Source organism: Ruegeria sp. HKCCD6119, assembly GCF_013110585.1.
Classification (GTDB): domain Bacteria; phylum Pseudomonadota; class Alphaproteobacteria; order Rhodobacterales; family Rhodobacteraceae; genus Ruegeria.
On the sequence record NZ_WVQV01000002.1, the window covers coordinates 177,941 to 196,558 of the forward strand.

The window sequence follows — 18,618 nt, forward strand, 5'->3', positions numbered from 1 at the left end:
TCGGCTTAGCTGGGCGCAGTCTAGCAATGAAAGGGCAAAAGGCCATGCCTCTTGAAATCGTTACAATCCCGTGCCTGAGCGACAATTACGCCTTTCTGGCGCATGACGCCGTCACTGGCCAGACCGCCCTGATCGACGCGCCCGAGACCGCACCGGTCCTGAAGGCGTTGGATGACCGGGGGTGGACGCTGTCACATGTGCTGTTGACCCATCATCACTGGGATCACGTGGACGGGCTTGCGGGAATATTGGCCAAACAACCGGCAAAGGTCATCGGGGCCGCCGCTGACGCAAACCGCCTGCCGCCGCTGGATCAGCAGGTCAAAGAGGGCGACAGTTTCGAGATCGGCGGCGAACCGGTTCAGGTTCTGGACGTTTCCGGGCACACGGATGGCCATATCGCATTCTACATGCCGCAGAGTTCCGCCGTGTTCACCGCCGACAGCCTGATGGCGCTGGGTTGTGGGCGCCTGTTCGAGGGCACACCCGCGCAAATGTGGGCCTCTTTGAACAAGCTGGCCGCCCTGCCGGACGACACTTTGGTCTGTTCAGGGCACGAATACACACAATCCAACGCCAAATTCGCGATTACAGTCGATCCCGAAAACCAAGCCTTGAAAGATCGCATTGCGGATATCGACCGCGCGCGTGCGGCCGGGAAGGCCACTGTTCCTTCGACTCTGGCCCTTGAAAAGGCCACAAATCCGTTCCTGAGGGCCACCGATCCGGCGATTCAGGCGAAATTAGGCATGGTGGGTGCTGACCCCGAGGCCGTTTTCGCCGAAATTCGGGCTAGAAAAGACCGGTTCTGATGCCTATTTGCTCCTCTTCAGAGCCACGGTCACAACAAATGTGACTGTCAAGTGAAAGAAAACCCTTGAAGCCGGGCCACGATCAACCAAACTCTAATAGTATGAGGACATGGTTGGGATGGGGTTCCGGCCAAGAAACCGCCCCCTTCTGACCCAAGACAGAGGAGCACCCGCGTGCCTTCATTCTCGAGCACATTGGAACAAGCCATACACGCGGCCCTGGCGGCTGCGAATGAACGGCGCCATGAATTCGCAACGCTGGAGCATTTGCTGCTGGCCCTTCTGGAAGAACCCGATGCCGTGCGCGTCATGAAAGCGTGCAGTGTCGATCTGGACGAGCTGCGCAGCACTTTGGTGGAGTTCATCGACGAGGATCTTTCGAATCTGGTCACGGATATCGACGGATCCGAAGCCGTACCCACCGCAGCGTTCCAGCGCGTCATTCAGCGCGCCGCGATCCACGTTCAAAGCTCGGGCCGGACCGAAGTGACCGGCGCCAACGTTCTGGTCGCCATATTCGCCGAACGCGAAAGCAATGCCGCCTATTTCCTGCAAGAGCAGGACATGACCCGTTACGACGCGGTCAATTTCATCGCGCATGGCGTCGCCAAGGATCCTGCCTATGGCGAAAGCCGCTCGGTATCCGGTGCGGATCAGGTGGAAGAAGACGCCCAGACCACATCCGGCGAAGCCGAACAGAAAGAAAGCGCGCTGGGAAAATACTGCGTGGATCTGAACGCCAAGGCTCGAGCTGGCGATGTCGATCCGCTGATCGGACGCTCGGATGAGGTGGAACGCTGCATCCAGGTGCTGTGCCGCCGCCGCAAGAACAACCCGCTGCTGGTGGGGGATCCAGGTGTGGGCAAGACCGCCATCGCAGAAGGCCTTGCGCACAAGATCGTCGGTGGCGAGGCCCCCGATGTGCTGGCCAATACCACGATCTATTCCTTGGACATGGGCGCGCTGCTGGCCGGAACCCGCTATCGCGGTGATTTCGAAGAACGTCTGAAAGCGGTTGTGACCGAACTGGAGGATCACCCGGACGCGGTGTTGTTCATCGACGAAATCCATACCGTGATCGGTGCCGGGGCGACCTCGGGTGGGGCTATGGATGCCTCGAACCTGCTGAAGCCTGCGCTTCAGGGCGGCAAACTGCGCACCATGGGCTCGACCACCTACAAAGAGTTCCGTCAGCACTTCGAGAAGGACCGTGCGCTGAGCCGCCGGTTCCAGAAGATCGACGTGAACGAGCCTTCGGTAGAAGACAGCGTAAAGATCTTGCGCGGGCTGAAGCCTTATTTCGAAGAGCATCATGACATCAAATACACCGCCGATGCGATCAAGACGGCGGTCGAACTGTCGGCGCGTTACATCAACGACCGCAAGCTGCCCGACAAGGCCATCGATGTGATCGACGAGGCCGGCGCGGCGCAGCATCTGGTCGCGGAAAGCAAGCGGCGCAAGACCATTGGCGTCAAAGAGATCGAGGCGGTTGTCGCCAAGATCGCGCGCATTCCGCCCAAGAACGTCACCAAGGATGATGCGTTGGTGCTGAAAGACCTTGAAGCATCGCTGAAACGGGTGGTGTTTGGTCAGGATCTGGCAATCGAGGCGCTGTCCAGCGCGATCAAACTGGCCCGCGCCGGTCTGCGTGAACCTGAAAAACCCATCGGCAACTATCTGTTTGCCGGTCCGACGGGGGTTGGCAAGACCGAGGTGGCGAAACAGCTTGCAGATACCCTGGGTGTGGAACTGCTGCGTTTCGACATGTCGGAATACATGGAGAAACATGCCGTCAGCCGCCTGATCGGTGCCCCTCCGGGCTATGTCGGGTTTGATCAGGGTGGTTTGCTGACCGACGGTGTTGACCAGCATCCGCACTGCGTGTTGTTGCTGGATGAGATAGAAAAGGCCCACCCGGACGTGTTCAACATCCTGTTGCAGGTGATGGACCATGGCGAGCTGACCGATCACAACGGTCGCACGGTGAATTTCCGCAACGTAGTGCTGATCATGACCTCGAATGCGGGCGCGCAGGAACAGGCCAAGGCCGCCATCGGCTTCGGTCGCGATCGGCGCGAAGGCGAAGACACGGCCGCGATCGAACGCATGTTCACACCGGAATTCCGCAACCGTCTGGATGCCGTGATCTCCTTCGCACCGCTGCCGAAAGAGGTCATTTTGCAGGTGGTCGAGAAATTCGTCCTACAGCTTGAGGCACAACTGCTGGATCGTGGCGTGACCATCGACCTGACCCCAAAAGCTGCCGAGTGGCTGGCCGACAAGGGATATGACGACAAGATGGGTGCACGCCCGCTGGGTCGTGTCATTCAGGAGCACATCAAGAAGCCGCTGGCCGAAGAGCTGTTGTTCGGCAAGCTGGCCAAGGGCGGTGTGGTTCGTGTCTCGGTCAAGAAGGGCGAACTGGATCTTGAAATTCTTGGCCCGGACCAACGGCGCATTTCAGGAGACAAACCACCTCTGTTGACGGCAGACTGACCAAAATACAGACAACTCCTTCAAAGCCCGGCGATCCCCATCGCCGGGCTTTTTCTCTGCTGACAGCATAAAGTGCGACGGAAAAAGACTTCTGCCGCGTGTCATCTTCAATGATGAACGCAAGACAGGGATCGACACGTGAGCAAAATTTCAATTCTCTGGGGCGCCGCCTTTGCCCTATCCGCCGTTGCCGCTGTGGCAACTGCACAGCACAGGTTTCGCTATCACGACGAAACGACCGCAGAAACGCTGAGGTTGGTGCCCGCAACCGAAAACCCCGGGAAAAGCAGCGCCTCGGTGAAAGAAAAAGGCGGAAAAATCAAAGTGACGGGCAACGGCATTCCTGATCATCTGGTTGGCCGGTTTCCAAACCAAGGCAACCCGCACCAGATCGAACAGCAGAAGGTCAGGTTGAAATTGCCTGCAAATCCAACGACCAAAGGTGCAATCACGCCGCTGCAAATGGGGTGGAACTTTGGCGTGTCACTCAACGGGGTTGTGTTCGACCCGCAGGCGGCCGAGTTCTGGCATGGCGACCCCAGGTCCGGGTGGTCCTACAATGCCTTGGGTGGCGCTGTTTCCTTGGGGTTGGACGCCAATTATGCCCATGTACAGCCGAATGGAAAGTATCACTATCACGGTGTACCGACAGGGTTGGTCAAGCTGCTGGGATGGTCACCGACCGAGCATTCACCCTTGATCGGCTATGCTGCAGATGGTTTCCCGATATATGCCGTCACTGGCGTCGTAGGGGGCAAAGTGACCGAAATGACGTCGTCTTATCGTCTGAAACCCGGCAACCGGCCGGGTGGCGCTGCGCCGGGCGGGCGGCATGACGGCACCTTCAACGAGGACTACGTTTTTGTTCAGGGTCACGGCAATTTGGACCAATGCAACGGCGTCTTCACCGTTTCAGCAGAATACCCTTCAGGAACCTATGCGTATTTTCTGACCGAGGATTACCCCGTGGTACCCCGCTGCTTCATGGGCACTCCGGATCAAAGCTTTCGCTTTGGCAGACGGTAATCGGTTTGATCCCATCACGCAGATTACCCAGGCAAGAGGCAAGGGTTTGCTATCTTTCCGTGAGTTTCAGCTCGATCCGGCGGTTCTGTGCCCGCGCCTCGGGCGTGTCAGCCGGATTGACCGGCTGGAATTCACCAAACCCGTTTGCCGCCAGACGATTGGGTGGGATGCCCAGCGCGTCGACCATATAGCGCACAACAGACAACGCGCGACCCTGGCTGAGTTCCCAGTTGTCCCGGTATCGGCCCGAACCGGCCAGCGGAACGTTGTCGGTATGGCCGTCGACCCGGATCACCCAGTTCAGACCGGGCGGAATTTCAGCGGCGACACTGCGCAGGATGTTGGCAACTTTCGCAACCTCCTGCCGCCCTTCCGCGGACAGCACGGCTGATCCTGTCGGAAACAAAACCTCGGATGAAAAGACAAAGCGGTCACCTTCAATCCGCACACCTTCCTGATCGCCAAGGACATCCCGGAGACGTCCGAAAAATTCCGAACGATAGCGTTGCAGATCTTCCGCCTGCGCTGCCAGTTCCTCATTCTGACCGGCCAGTGCTTCGGCCTCGGCCTCGAGACGCAGGCGCTCGGCTTCTTCCAGCAGGCGGCGCCGGCGTTCTTCCGAAGCGGCACGGGCCAGCGCGGCATTCAGGTCCTGACCCAAAGTCTGGATTTGGATCTCGGCGGCCTCGTTGCGCTCTTCGAAATCGTCCAGCAGGGCCTGCAAGGACCCCAACTGCCCGCGCAGCGCGGCAATCTGCTGGTTGAGAAGAGCCGCCTCACGCTGGGCCTCGGCTGAGATTTCTTTCTCTTCCGACAATGTCGATTCTGCCAGAGCCAGCAAAGCCTGCCTTTGTTCGGCCAGGGTGCGTTGTTCATCAGCATCCGCCTGCGCTTGCGTTTGCGCCTCCAGGGCGGCTTCGAGCTGGGCGCGCAATTCATCAGGATTCACGTCGCCGAATTGTCGCTCAAGCTCGGCCCGCGCGGCTTGCGCGGCGGCCAGAAGGGTCAGCGTATCTTCGGCCTCTTTGCGTTGTGCCTCCAACGCGAGCGTCATGGCCGTCAGCTCGGCATCCGCATCCTGAAGGCGGTTTCGCAATGCCTCGGCAGCAGCGGCTTCGGCCAGGCGGGCGGCTTCTTCATCGCTCAGTTGCTGTTCAAGGGTGGCGATTTCCGCCGCGCGTTCATCGCCGCTTTGCTCCAGATCCGCAACCAATGCTTCCAGTGCCTCGCGGCGGGCGGCTGCCAATCGGGCAGCTTCCGTCTGCGCATCGATTTCCTCGCGACTTTGTGCAAGGGCAAGGTTCAGCGCCTCTTGTTCCGTCAGCAATCGCTCGCGCTCAGTCTCAAGCGCTGCGATGTCGCCCAAAGCCTGTTCCTGCTCGGCAAGCAGCGCCGCAACCTGTGCTTCGAAATTCGTGATACGGGTCTGCGCCTGATTCAACGCGGCGGCCTGACGGTCGCGTTCGGTGGTCAGAGAGGCGATCAGCGACTGCGCTTGCGCCAGATCGTCTTCGGCCTGCGACAGCGTCGTGTTCAACGCACCCAGCCTTGCCTGCAAGCGGCTGTTTTCACGCTCTTCCAAACCCAGCGCGCCCGCAAGCGCAGCAACCTCGTCTGCCAGCGTCGTCAGTTCGTCTTCCTGACCCGAAATGGTTTCGCGCAGAACGAACTGAATCACCATGAAGATGGTCAAAACGAATGTCAGCACCATCAGCAGCCCGGTCATCGCGTCCACGAATCCGGGCCAGACCGAGCCCTGGAAGCGTTGACCGGTGCGGCGGGACAGCGCCATGGGTTACTCTCCTTCCGGCGTGGTGCGCACCGCGCCTCGCGGCAGGGTCAGGGCCTTGACCAGCAGTTCGATATCCTTGCGGAATTCGTTCATGCTTTCCTGACGACCCGCCGAAATCTCTTCGAGAATGCGCAGCAACTGCACGTCCATCGAGCGCAGGCGCATCCGGCTTTCGGCATCGATGCCATCGCCTGCACCGTGTTCGCGCATGTGGTCAAGCAACGCATCCTGCCCCAGCGCAACACGCTCCAGAGCCGAAGTGACGCTTTCGGTATTGGCCTGGCGATTGTTCATCTCGGCAATCACATCGACCAGTTGCCCCAGCTTGGCCGAAACCTCAGCCCGCTCACTTTCCTGAGCGGCAAACAGATCCTGCAACGCATCCATCTGTTCGGACATGGCATCCAGCACAGGTGTCAGTACGGCGATCTCTGCCCCGCCCTCTTCACCACCGGCAAATCCGACGCGGGTGATCGAGGACAGCCATTCTTCGAGCTCGCGATAAAAGCGGTTCTGCCCGTGCCCGGCAAACACTTCGAGCAGACCAACGATCAGCGATCCCGCCAAACCCAGCAGAGAGGACCCGAACGCAACGCCCATCCCCTGCAACTGCGCCTCGAGTCCGGTCATCAGGCGATTGAAGACGGCCAGCCCCTCTTCGCCTTCTTGCGGGTTCAGGCTGCGGATGGTGTCGACAATGGCTGGAACGGTTGTCGCCAGGCCAAAGAATGTACCCAGCAGACCCAAATAGATCAGAACATTGGTTATATAACGCGTGATTTCCCGTTCTTCTTCGACACGCTCGGCCACGGAGTCCAGAATGGACCGGGTTGAGGTGGAACTGATCTGTGAGCGCGCGCCTCTCTCCCGCAGCAGCGAAGCCAAAGGCGCCAGCAATTGCGGTGTACGCGCATCTTCGCGAACGACGCCCCCGACAAAGGCCTCGATCCAGCGCACGGACCCGATCAGTTGCGTAACCTGATAAAAACAAGCGAGGACGCCGATAAGAAATACGATCAGAATGAAACCATTCAGATACGGATTGGCATAGAAAACCGGCAATACGTAAGGCAGTGCCAGAAACACGCCCAGCCCGGACAAGCCGATCGCCATCAACATCAACAGAATTTGTCGAATGGGATGCGAGAAATGGGGTCTCGCGCCCTGATGTGCCTGCGCCATGCGCGTGGTTCCCGGTATTTGCCTGCTTTGCGTCGAATCTAGCGGGATTCCGCGCGTGACGCCAAGAGTTTATGCGGTAATGTCGCGCACCCGTTGCGCCAACCACTCAAGATCATGGTCACGCAGCCCGATCTCGGCCAGATGTTCTACGGTGTTGTAAAGGTATTCGTCATTCGGACCGCGCCCGCCAACCGCATGAGCGATGATCCGGGCCTGTTCCTCCAACGGCATCCCGCCGCAATACTGGACGTGGTCGGCATCGATCACATAGGTAACGGCATTAACGATTTCGCCGTTTTCCAGGTGCACATCCAGCATACGTTCAACATAGGCCGAGGAAATCAGCTCGCGCTCGCGCAGCTCGTGCAGCGTACGGTCTTCGTGACCCGCCTCGACCGCAAGGGCCAAACCGGTGCAACTTGCGTTCTCCTGTTCGTCCAGTGCCAGCACCAGGCCGGGTTTTTCTTCGGTCCCACGATGGTGGATCGAGCTCATGCAGAAGGAGCGGGAATAACCATGAAGTGTCGCGCGTTCACTGCGTGCCACCGGAAAGCCCGGATTCCACAGCAGCGATCCATATCCGAATACCCACATCGTCATTGCACTGGTCCTTGCCTGTTTCGGCCTATAAACATCAATTCCAAGGCGGGAAAAAGGGCCTTTCGAATGCGTATGATACGAGTGTTGATTTTTGTTTCCCTGGCATGGAGCGCCTATTGGTTCGTGGCCGGGTATGGCCTGCGCTCTGCGATCACTGGCTGGTTCGAACAGCAGGAGGCGCGCGGCTGGCAAGCGGATTTCTCGAATGTCGCGACAGCGGGCTATCCGACCCACCACATGACCCGTCTGAACAATCCGGCACTGGCGGATCCGGTGAACGGCACGGCATGGAGCGCGGATTGGATCGAATTCAAAAGCCCCGCCGTCTGGCCCGGTCGTCAGGTATTGCGGTTCGCGGACACACCGCAACGCCTGTCATATTTCGACCAGACATCAACAATCGTGGCCGACGAATTGCTGGCCGAGCTACAATTGCAGCCCGGCGTCTCGCTCGTGCTGGAGAAAATGGCTTTGACGGCCGAGGCCTGGTCGGTGACGGAAAACTCCACCACGCTGGCCTCGGGCGACACGCTGAGCCTGATCATGGAACAAACGCCAATTTCAGAAGCCTATTCCATCACGGCCCGCGCGGATGGGTTTACACCGGGGGAAAAACTGCGAGCCCTGATGCATTCCGCAAGTTCATTACCGCAAAGCTTTGAGACGCTGGAACTGGATATGGTCACCACTTTCGACAAGGTTTGGAGCCGGTCCGCCCTCGAAGACAGCCGTCCGCAGCCCGTGGCCATCGATCTGCGTCTGGCCGAGATCAAATGGGGTGAGCTGCGCCTGTTCGCGACAGGCGATCTGGATGTGGACGCCCAAGGTATCCCGACCGGAGAGATTGCCGTCAAAGCCGAAAACTGGCGGGATATGATCGCAATGGCAAACGCGGCAGGAGCCCTTCCTGATCAGGCCGTAGATCCCGTCACCCGAGGGCTGAACTTTCTGGCAGGGCTGGGCGGAAACCCCAACGCGCTGGATCTGCAACTGAATTTCCGCGATGGTTTCGTGGCGCTCGGGCCGCTGCCTTTGGGCCCTGCCCCGCGCCTGATCCTGCGTTAACGGCAGTAGGGTCCGCTGCGATAGCGGGCCGTATCAAGGTGGAAATGATCCTTGTGATAGCGATCGGAATTCGGTCCCAGCACGGTACCAAACGGGCCGCACGCCCCGCGCCAGATCTTCTTGAGCTGTTTCTGAGACGGGTTCTTGCGCCACCCGTTCAGGACGGTCACCACCTCACCGTCAGCCATTTTGAAACCTGAGATATCGATCGCACGACCCTTGCCATGTTCGGATATCCGCGCACCTTTGCGGTTATTGCGGGTTCGGCAGGCATAATGGGCGGCGATTTGCAGCTCGACCACGGGCCCGCGGCGTTTGAAGGTGGGTTTGACGGTCTTGTCGACCCACTTGTTCAACGCAATGGCGGTGCCGCAATCCATCGTCGAGGGGCGGCTGAGCATCACACCCGAAACCGAGGTGATCTGCACCGCATCCTTGACACCACAGGCTGAATTCTTGCTGCCCACACGGCCAACAGGTTTGCCTTGAATGGCAATATCCCCGCAAACAGACCCTTTGCGCAGCTTGCGCCTTTTGAACAACACCTGCTGCTCGACAGACTCGGGTCGCAAATAAGGCATCAAGGATGTGTCCGGCCCCAGAAGTGGCAGCTCCGACGGGCGCGCCGCCGCAGCCGTGACTTGCGGCGAAACCGGACGCGAAACCGGACGCAGGTTGGCAATGTCAGAAGGGGCAGGCGCGCTGACAGCCTGCTGAACAGTCAAAGGGCGCATGAGGGGCACCAAAGACTGGTCAAGGGGCGCGGCATGAACCGGCGCGGCGCTCAAAGCCACGACCCCGATCAGAATATGCCCCCAGCGCAGTCTCATGAACTTGCCTTTCCCCGCCCAAAGTCCGGCGCATCCGTATCCTGCCCGGCATCGATGATGCCGCGACGAATAGCACGGGTGCGGGTGAAGTAGTCAAACAAATGATCGCCGTCGCCAGTGCGTATGGCGCGTTGCAGGGCAAAAAGCTCTTCGGTGAACCGGCCCAGGATTTCCAGCGTCGCATCCTTGTTGGACAGGAACACATCCCGCCACATGATCGGGTCGGACGCGGCAATCCGGGTGAAGTCGCGGAAGCCGGCGGCCGAATATTTGATGACTTCGCTGTCGGTTACCCGTCGCAGATCGTCGGCCACGCCAACCATCGTGTAGGCAATCAGGTGCGGCGCATGGGACGTTACGGCGAGGACCAGATCGTGGTGATCCGCATCCATCTCATCGACATTCGACCCCATGCCCTCCCAGAGCGCGCGCAGACGGGCAATGGCATCCGGGTCCGAACCCTCGACCGGGACCAACAGGCACCAGCGATTGTCAAACAGTTCGGCAAACCCGGATTCAGGGCCGGAATGCTCGGTCCCTGCCAAGGGATGCGCGGGAACGAAATGCACTCCGTCGGGGATATGAGGCTGTACCGCCCGAATGACGCCCCGCTTGACCGAACCCACATCCGTAACGGTGGCACCGGGTTTCAGCACGGGTGCAATTTCTTCTGCAACTGCGCCCATAGCCCCCACAGGCACGCAGAGCACGACAAGATCGGCGCCTTCGACCGCCTCGCGTGCCGTGTCGCAAACACGGTCACACAATCCGATCCTGCGCGCGGTTTCACGGGACTTTTCAGACCGGGCATAACCCGTCACTTCCCCGGCCAGCCCTGCACGTTTCATCGCCCAGAACATGGACGAAGCAATCAGGCCCAGCCCGATCAGCGCAACGCGGTCGTAAATCTGGCTCATGCTGCGCCCTCTTTGAATGCAGTGATCGCCGCAACCACACGGCGGCAGGCTTCTTCGTCGCCCACGGTGATCCGCAAGGCGTTCGGCAGGTTGTAGCCTGCAACCCGGCGGACAATCAAACCCTGCGTTTTCAGGTAGTCATCGCAGGCCTCGGCCTCGGCCTGATCGGCAAAACGCGTTAGGATGAAGTTGGTGCAGGACGGGTCCGACGGCACGCCTGTCTTGGCCAATTGATCGGCCAGCCACACACGAAGGCGCGCGTTTTCGGCCTGACAGAAGGTCAGGAATTCCACATCCTTTACCGCAGCTTCAGCCGCCGCCAATGCGGTCATTGACAGGTTGAAGGGCTGGCGCACCCGGTTCAGCACGTCGATGATCGGGCGGTGCGCATAGCCCCATCCGACACGCATACCGCCCAGCCCGTACACTTTTGAGAAGGTGCGCGTCATGATTACATTCTCATGGGCGTCAACCAGCGACGCCCCGCCATCGAACCCATCGACAAACTCCGCATAAGCGCCATCCAGAACCATCAGGCAGGTGTCGGGCAGACCCAGCGCCAGACGTTCCAGTTCGTCGTTCGGGATCATGGTCGAAGTTGGATTGCCGGGGTTGGTGACAAACACGATCCGCGTCTGCCCCGTCACCGCGGCGAGAATGGCATCCACATCCACCTTGCGGTCACGTTCGGCCACCATGACCGGCGTCGCGCCGGCCATGCGGGCGATGATCGGGTACATGGAAAACCCGTGCTCGGTATAGATCACCTCGTCCCCCAGCCCCGCGTAGGCCTGGGCGACGAATTGCAATACCTCGTCGCTGCCGACACCGCAGATGATCCGCGCCGGGTCCAGCCCATGGCGTGCGCCGATGGCCGCGCGCAGGCTCGCGTGGTCGGTGCTGGGATAACGATGCAGAGTGGCCGCGCTGTCGCGCACCGCCTCTATGGCCTTGGGGCTGGGTCCAAACGGGTTCTCGTTCGAGCTCAGCTTGATCACATGCTCCACTCCCGCCACATACGACTGACCGCCCTGATACAGCGCGATGTCCATAATGCCGGGTTGTGGGGTGATCTTGGTCATGAGAGGCTCCGTTGAATGGGCCTCTCATACCTGTCTCAAAGGGTTGAGAAAAGCGGCAATTCCCTCATGCGGCCTTGAAGCGCGCTGTTGCCGGGTCAGCGTTGTAGTAAGGCGTGAATTCTTCGGTCCGGTGCGACAGGTCATTGACGCTGTCGATGATGAACTGAACCGTCTCTTCGCTCATCAGATATGAGAAATTCAGACGCACCCAGCCGGGTTTTTTCATTTCTTCCCCAGCGGACAAGGCAGCGTGCAGCGCCTCTGAAGTTGCCCGATCGATCCCCAGCAAGCGGTGGGCGTAGGGTCCGGCACAGGCACAGCCGCCCCGCGCCTGAATGCCGTAGATATCGCTGAGCATCCGCGTGAACAGCTGCTGATGCACGGGCTGGCCCGCAGTGTCGCGCACCAGGAAGGAAAAGATCGGCAGACGGTGCGCTTTCTCGACCCCAAGCAGGGTCAGGTTCGGGTTGTTTTTCCAGCCGTCCAGCGCCATTTGATTGTACTGCGCCTCACGCCGGGCGATTTCGTCCGTTCCGACGACATCCTTGACGATGAAGGCCAGCGCCGCACGAATGTCTCCGATCACGTTGGGCGTCCCGGCCTCTTCCCGGGTGGACAGATCGGTGCTGTAGTCATGCCGCCACGGTGAAACGAAACTGACGGTTCCACCGCCGGGCCAGCTGGGGCACGTCCGTTTAACGGCCGATTGGTTCACAACCAAAACGCCTGACGCGCCCGGGCCACCGGGAAACTTGTGCGGCGAAACCACGATCGCATCCTTGCGGGCCCCTTCGGACCCCATGTCCATCGGCAGATAGGGCCCACCACCGGCATAGTCCCAAACGGCCAAGGCACCATACGCCTTGAGCATCCGCGTGACCGGATCAGGATCGGTGACAATGCCCGTTACGTTGGACGCGGCAGAAAACGATCCGACCACCAAATCGGCATCCACATGGGCCTCCAGCGCGGCTTTCAGTGCATGCAAGTCCACGCCACCGCCCTCGGCCTCGGGGATTTCGATGACACGTGCCTTGCTTTCGCGCCACGGCAGAATGTTTGAGTGATGTTCATACGGGCCGATCAAGACAATCGGCTGGTCAGCCTCTGCCACCCCTAGCAGGCTGACCAACCGATTGAGCCCCGCAGTGGCGCCGGACCCGGTAAAGATCACCGCGTCCTCTTCCCGAGCACCAACAATGCGGGCTATTTCCGCCCGCGCTTCGCGGCGCAGACGTGTCATGTAGGACCCACAGTAGGAGGCCTCGGTGTGACTGTTTGCGTAAAACGGCAAAACGTCCTGCGCCACAAAATCCTCGACCTGCCGCAACGCGCGGCCCGAAGCGACGTAATCCGCATAGACAAGCGGCACGTCTCCAAGCAGACCCGGGATCAGAACGTTCTCGCCGATCAGCCAATCGCGCAGATTTGAATTGTGAGCGGTGGAACAGAGTTCCGCACGGAATTTGGACAGGGTCATGGCATTGGCTCCTTACTGCCATACCAATGTGATATTTCTGGCCCGAGGAAACTTCACATATCTTTGCGTGGATTTTTGAATTTTTGTGTCATATGATCAGTTATGGCATCAAAAATAGATCAGATTGATACACGCATACTGAAAGAGCTGCAAAAGGACGCCACCCTGTCACAGCGGGAATTGGCGGATCGGGTTGGCCTGTCCCAGAATGCCTGCTGGCGGCGCTTGAAGGCCCTGAACGAAAACGGTGTGCTGATCGGATCCACGGCCCGCATCGCACGAGAAGAACTGGGGTTGAGCCTTGTGGTCTTCGTCATGCTCCGCACCCGACACCACTCTGCCCAGTGGCTTCAGGCGTTTCGGAGCCATGTTCTGACAATCCCGGAAGTCGTGGATTTTCATCGGATCGGAGGGGATTACGACTATCAGCTGAAAGTCGTAACGCAGGACATGTCGTCATATGACAAGGTCTATCAACGATTGATCGAAAAGGTCGAGCTGGACAGCGTGACCTCGTATTTCGCGATGGAAGCGATCGCCGAAGGCAGGCCCCTGCCGATCTGACACGCACTACATTTGCCCAAAAACACCCTAAGGAGTCGCAGGCAATGTCGCGATGACGGCTGCGCCATGGGCAAACCAAAAAAAAGACCGCGCAAAAGCGCGGCCTTTCGGAATTCGATTTCGGCGAAGATCAGTTCTTCGCGTAGAATTCGACGACCAGGTTCGGTTCCATGACGACCGGGTAAGGCACATCGCTGAGGCCCGGCGCGCGCACGAACGTCGCGGTCATTTTCGAGTGATCGGCGTCGATGTAGTCAGGAACGTCACGCTCGGCCAGTGCGACGGCTTCCAGGACAACAGCCAGTTGTTTGGATTTGTCACGCACCTCGATCACGTCACCTTCTTTGACGCGGTAGGACGGGATGTTGACACGCTTGCCGTTCACTTTGACGTGGCCGTGGTTCACGAACTGGCGCGCGGCAAAAACAGTTGCGACAAACTTGGCGCGGTAGACCACAGCGTCCAGGCGGCGCTCCAGCAGGCCGATCAGGTTCTCACCAGTGTCGCCCTTCACACGCTCGGCTTCAGCGTAGATGCGGCGGAACTGCTTCTCGGTCAGGTCGCCGTAGTAGCCTTTCAGCTTCTGCTTGGCGCGCAGTTGCAGACCGAAGTCAGACAGTTTGCCCTTGCGGCGCTGGCCATGCTGGCCGGGGCCGTATTCGCGACGGTTGACCGGGGATTTCGGACGACCCCAGATGTTTTCGCCCATCCGGCGGTCGATTTTGTACTTGGCAGACGTGCGTTTGGTCACGGCTGATCTCCTTCGTTAGGTCGAAGCCCTGACGGGCCACTATGAAGGGCGTTGTCCTCTTGAGGTCTCCCCCATGACAGGCATCCCCTTGCGGGGGCCACCAACACCAATGAAGCCGCGCTTATATCCGCAATGCTGGCGGAGTCAACACAACATCCCGCAAAGTTCAGAAAAACGATCAGGGCAGACAACCAGCGGACCGGGCTCCGCACCCAAACCGCCAGGCGGCGCCTTGAAATCCTAGTTTGAGGCCGGAAAAGAAACTACCGTCGCGCCGCTTTTCGCGGCGGGGTTTGGGATCATCGCAAGCTCGGTCACATCGACAATCCAGAACTCTTCGTCCCGTGGCGGGCAAGCGCCTTCGAACACAAGAGCCCGCGACGTATCGTTGCCATCGGCAACAAGCTTGGCAGAGAACTTCTGCGCACCGTTGGTAAGGGTAAGGGTTCCGGTCACATCGCCCGAAATCTCACGGACAATAGGAAAGTGGCTGGTCACCGGGCTGGAAACGCCCCCGACATTTCCGATTTTTCCGATGCTTTGCTCGGCAGTCTCACTCATGACGATTGCTTGTCCACGCCATGACCATGCTGCTCCGACCGTCATACAGGAAAGGGGCGCGTCTTCTAGCCCATCAATTTCCGTCTGACACCAAGTAATAGCTATTTGACCGTTTGTTCCGGCTCTCATCTGCCCACTCGCACTTACCAACACCCCAACACTCAATTTTTTCCTTATCAGCACAAATTCCGGCGGAAAAGAGACAGAACTGTAGCAAACCCAAGATTGTTGTTAATGTGACTCAATTTTTGGCGCTGTTCGTCAGGGGCGCCGGCCCGTCGATGACGGTTGTGACCAGCGATGGCCGAAACCAATACCAAAAAAACCTGATGGCATTGAACGAACTGATGTGCAGGTATCAATTCTTCTTCATCGCCCAAAGGTACGGAACACTATCCCGACAACCGCAAGCGTGACGCTCAGAGAAATGGGGGCAGCGTTCCGGATTTCCGTCAGCCGCGGGCCCAAGAACGGTGTCCTGAGCAAAGGCTCTCATCAAATCATGTTGAAAAAAAATACTGATCCTGAGCGATAACGGGCTGAAGGGCCTTTGTTTGAGGCAATTTTCAATCGGCGCAAGAAATTCATCCACGTCACCCTCGGGGTGCCGGGATCACCGGTACGCTACTGCCAACGGAAGCCTGACTCCGACAGTTGTCTTTGAACCCGCCCGGGATAGTCGGATACGATTGCGTCCACTCCCAGATCGATCATCCTGCCGATATCTTCGTGTTCATTGACTGTCCACACGACGACGCACAGGCCCAGCTCTTTTGCGCGCTTGACGTTTTCGGGTGTTACATCCGCAAAGTACGGGCACCAAAGCGAACCGCCAGCCTGCTTTACCAAGTTTGGAATTTCGTCGCGACGGCCACGAAAGTCCGGGCAAACGGATTTTGAGGAATCCTCGCCAACATCGTCGGCATTATCCGGAAGTTGCGTTAGGTAGGATGAAGGTATTTCCGGAGCTTGCCTCTGACACTCCGCCAACAGGTTCCAATCAAAACTGTGAAGCACCGCGCGCGAAGATAAACCCTTGCCGCGAACATCCCGAAGTACTCTGCGGACAAAGTTTTCCCGGTAAAGCGCATCATGGGCCACGTCGGGGTCCGACTTCAGCTCGAGCATCAAATGGGCATCACTGTAATTCGGGTCATTGACCAAATCGAGCAGATCCAACAGCCTTGGAACACGAACATCGTCTATTTGCGCCTGATCCGGGAAGCGTTGGCCATAGGCGGAATGGCCGTCCAGACGCCCAATATCGAATTGTCGGATCTGTTCGTAAGTCAGCGAGGAAACTTTTGGCTCTTCCCCGGTCAGAAACAGGCCATTGCAATCACGGAAACTGGCCGAATGCAGACGATGATTGTGCGTAATGACCGGCACATCATCGGCTGTCAGGACAACGTCAAATTCAAGAAGCGGGACGCCGATGGAAAGTGAAAAGTCGAAGCCGATCATGCTGTTTTCAGGCAACACGCCCCGTGCCCCTCGATGCCCCACGACCCGGATCAGGTTCTCCCCGCCGCGAAAGGCCTCAACCTGTTGAGACGCCATCAGCCTTCCAGCCTTTTGCCTGTCGAGTGGTCAAACAAATGCATGTTCTCAGGTGCCACCGAGAACCGCATAATCGGATGGCGTCCTTCGATCGGGTGGACACCGGGAAGGCTTGCCGTGATCGCGCTTTCAGAGCCCGACAGGTGACCGTGCAGCAACGTGTTGGCCCCAAGCGGTTCAGCCATCTGAATCGCGGCTTCAAGCGGGCCGTTGTCATCCGACAACAGGTGCTCCGGTCTTATGCCAAGCTTCACGGCGCAGTCCGGACCCCCAGAGGGGCCGACTTCGATTTCTCCGATCTTGACCGCCCCGTTTTGGCGCCGTGCTTCGAATATGTTCATTGCCGGGCTGCCGATGAATTGCGCGGCAAACAGCGTTTGTGGAGTTTCATAGACCTCGAGCGGCGTGCCGATCTGTTCGGCGATGCCGCCGTTCATCACGATCATCCTGTCCGCCATCGTCATTGCTTCGACCTGGTCATGCGTGACGTAAAGTGACGTGATCCCAAGTTTTTCCTGAAGTTCGCGTATTTCCAGACGCATCTGAACACGAAGCTTGGCATCCAGATTCGAGAGCGGCTCGTCAAACAGGAAAACAGCGGGCTCGCGGACAATGGCCCGGCCCATCGCGACCCTCTGGCGCTGACCGCCGGACAATTGCCTGGGCTTGCGATCCAGCAAAGGTTCAAGCTGCAACAGCTTAGCCGCCTGGGTCACCTTTTGATCGATCTGAGCCTTGGGCAGCCCCGCGATCTTCAGGCCATACCCCATGTTCTGACGCACGGACATATGTGGATAGAGCGCGTAGTTCTGGAACACCATGGCGATGTCGCGATCCATGGGCTCTTTGTCATTGGCGCGTTCACCGCCGATCCGGATTTCCCCGGACGTGACCGTTTCCAGCCCCGCCACCATCCGCAACAATGTGGACTTGCCGCAGCCTGACGGGCCGACGATCACGATGAACTCTCCATCGGCGATATCGACATCAACGCCGTGGATCACATCCGTCGGGCCAAAGCTCTTTTTGACATTCTCTAGGGTAACTGTTGCCATTTCTTACTTCTCGCTATCGACAAGGCCACGGACAAAGAGCTTTTGCATCGACACCACCACGATGACCGGTGGGATCATCGCCAGAATGGACGTCGCCATGATCGTCGGCCAATGCGCAAAGTCGTCACCGGACGGGAACATCTGCTTGATACCCATCACGATGGTATTCATTTCGGGATCGGTCGTGATCAGCAGCGGCCAAAGATATTGGTTCCACCCATAGATGAACAGGATCACGAACAGTGCGGCGATGTTGGTCCGGCTCATGGGGACGACGATATCGATGAAAAACCGCATCGGTCGCGCGCCGTCGACCCGGGCGGCCTCGGCCAGCTCATCGGGTATGGTCAGAAAGAACTGACGGAACAGGAAGGTTGCCGTGGCCGAGGCGATCAGGGGAAAGATCAGCCCGTAATAGCTGTTGAGCATACCGAACCCGGCGACAACTTCGAACGTCGGAACGATGCGGACTTCGACCGGCAGCATCAGGGTCAGGAAGATCAGCCAGAAGAACGTCGTTCGTCCGGGAAAGCGGAAATAGACGATCGCGAAAGCCGACAGCAGAGAGATGATGATTTTGCCGACTGCAATTCCGATTGCCATCACCAGACTGTTGAACAGCATCGTGGCCACGGGCACATTTACCCCCGAGAACAGCGCCGCCTTGTAGTTCACCCAGAACTGATCGCCGGGCACGACTGGCATCGGCGGTGAGACGATCTCGGCCTGGGTCACGGTCGAAGCCACGAAGGCAAGCCATATCGGGAAGAATATGATCAGGACACCGAGGATCATCAAAGCATGGGACAACCAGATGCCCGCGCCGCGTTTTTCGACCATTC

At 58.8% G+C, this 18,618-nt stretch carries 17 protein-coding genes; 5 read left to right on the plus strand and 12 right to left on the minus strand.

Annotation, left to right across the window (positions count from 1 at the left end):
• Positions 1–44 precede the first annotated feature (44 nt).
• From gloB to GS611_RS21105, 3 genes are all read left to right on the plus strand, one after another.
• Positions 45–812, plus strand: a complete 768-nt coding sequence (gene gloB, locus GS611_RS08135; RefSeq protein WP_171634515.1) for a hydroxyacylglutathione hydrolase — start codon at positions 45–47, stop codon at positions 810–812.
• Between the two features lie 174 nt (positions 813–986).
• Positions 987–3,311: an ATP-dependent Clp protease ATP-binding subunit ClpA gene (gene clpA, locus GS611_RS08140; RefSeq protein ID WP_171168952.1), complete on the plus strand. Its 2,325-nt coding sequence runs from the start codon at positions 987–989 to the stop codon at positions 3,309–3,311.
• Positions 3,312–3,449: 138 nt separating this feature from the next.
• A complete protein-coding gene (locus tag GS611_RS21105) occupies positions 3,450–4,337 on the plus strand; it encodes a YHYH protein (RefSeq protein ID WP_171634519.1) in 888 nt (295 codons plus the stop codon).
• A 49-nt stretch (positions 4,338–4,386) separates the two neighbouring features.
• Here the strand turns inward: GS611_RS21105 and GS611_RS08150 are convergent, their stop codons facing one another.
• From GS611_RS08150 to GS611_RS08160, 3 genes are all read right to left on the minus strand, one after another.
• Positions 4,387–6,129, minus strand: a complete 1,743-nt coding sequence (locus GS611_RS08150; protein ID WP_171634523.1) for a peptidoglycan -binding protein — start codon at positions 6,127–6,129, stop codon at positions 4,387–4,389.
• Positions 6,130–6,132: 3 nt separating this feature from the next.
• Positions 6,133–7,311 (minus strand): biopolymer transporter ExbB, encoded by a 1,179-nt coding sequence (locus GS611_RS08155; RefSeq protein ID WP_152459020.1) that lies wholly within the window; start codon positions 7,309–7,311, stop codon positions 6,133–6,135.
• Positions 7,312–7,380: 69 nt separating this feature from the next.
• Positions 7,381–7,911 carry a gamma-glutamylcyclotransferase gene (locus tag GS611_RS08160; RefSeq protein ID WP_152459021.1) on the minus strand — a complete coding sequence of 177 codons (531 nt, stop codon included), beginning with the start codon at positions 7,909–7,911 and terminating at the stop codon, positions 7,381–7,383.
• A 66-nt stretch (positions 7,912–7,977) separates the two neighbouring features.
• On the opposite strand from GS611_RS08160, the gene GS611_RS08165 reads away from it, so the two are divergent.
• Complete coding sequence (locus GS611_RS08165; protein ID WP_171634525.1) at positions 7,978–8,976, plus strand: DUF2125 domain-containing protein; 999 nt, start codon at positions 7,978–7,980, stop codon at positions 8,974–8,976.
• On the opposite strand, the gene GS611_RS08170 is transcribed toward GS611_RS08165, so the two are convergent.
• From GS611_RS08170 to GS611_RS08185, 4 genes are all read right to left on the minus strand, one after another.
• Entirely contained in the window at positions 8,973–9,806 is an 834-nt protein-coding gene (locus GS611_RS08170; protein WP_171634528.1) for an extensin family protein, read from the minus strand. The two genes, GS611_RS08165 and GS611_RS08170, sit on opposite strands and share 4 nt — an antisense overlap.
• The gene (locus GS611_RS08175) at positions 9,803–10,723 is read right to left on the minus strand and encodes a prephenate/arogenate dehydrogenase family protein (protein ID WP_171634530.1); all 921 of its coding nucleotides are present in this window, start codon (positions 10,721–10,723) and stop codon (positions 9,803–9,805) included. The genes GS611_RS08170 and GS611_RS08175 overlap by 4 nt, the downstream gene beginning before the upstream one ends.
• On the minus strand, positions 10,720–11,805 hold the full coding sequence (hisC, locus tag GS611_RS08180; RefSeq protein WP_171634533.1) for a histidinol-phosphate transaminase: 1,086 nt from the start codon (positions 11,803–11,805) through the stop codon (positions 10,720–10,722). Before hisC ends, GS611_RS08175 begins: the two co-directional genes overlap by 4 nt.
• A 64-nt stretch (positions 11,806–11,869) precedes the next feature.
• Entirely contained in the window at positions 11,870–13,285 is a 1,416-nt protein-coding gene (locus GS611_RS08185) for an aminotransferase class V-fold PLP-dependent enzyme (protein WP_171634536.1), read from the minus strand.
• A 102-nt stretch (positions 13,286–13,387) separates the two neighbouring features.
• On the opposite strand from GS611_RS08185, the gene GS611_RS08190 reads away from it, so the two are divergent.
• Complete coding sequence (locus tag GS611_RS08190; protein WP_171634539.1) at positions 13,388–13,849, plus strand: Lrp/AsnC family transcriptional regulator; 462 nt, start codon at positions 13,388–13,390, stop codon at positions 13,847–13,849.
• A 130-nt stretch (positions 13,850–13,979) separates the two neighbouring features.
• On the opposite strand, the gene rpsD is transcribed toward GS611_RS08190, so the two are convergent.
• The 5 genes from rpsD to ugpE form a co-directional block, all read right to left on the minus strand.
• A complete protein-coding gene (gene rpsD / locus GS611_RS08195) occupies positions 13,980–14,600 on the minus strand; it encodes a 30S ribosomal protein S4 (RefSeq protein WP_152459028.1) in 621 nt (206 codons plus the stop codon).
• 240 nt (positions 14,601–14,840) lie between these two features.
• Positions 14,841–15,161, minus strand: coding sequence for a hypothetical protein (locus GS611_RS08200; RefSeq protein WP_171634541.1), 321 nt, complete (start codon positions 15,159–15,161; stop codon positions 14,841–14,843).
• Between the two features lie 624 nt (positions 15,162–15,785).
• Complete coding sequence (locus GS611_RS08205) at positions 15,786–16,721, minus strand: glycerophosphodiester phosphodiesterase family protein (protein ID WP_171634543.1); 936 nt, start codon at positions 16,719–16,721, stop codon at positions 15,786–15,788.
• Positions 16,721–17,776 carry a sn-glycerol-3-phosphate import ATP-binding protein UgpC gene (locus GS611_RS08210; RefSeq protein WP_171634546.1) on the minus strand — a complete coding sequence of 352 codons (1,056 nt, stop codon included), beginning with the start codon at positions 17,774–17,776 and terminating at the stop codon, positions 16,721–16,723. The genes GS611_RS08205 and GS611_RS08210 overlap by 1 nt, the downstream gene beginning before the upstream one ends.
• Positions 17,777–17,779: 3 nt before the next feature.
• Complete coding sequence (gene ugpE, locus GS611_RS08215; protein ID WP_152459916.1) at positions 17,780–18,616, minus strand: sn-glycerol-3-phosphate ABC transporter permease UgpE; 837 nt, start codon at positions 18,614–18,616, stop codon at positions 17,780–17,782.
• Positions 18,617–18,618: the final 2 nt, after the last annotated feature.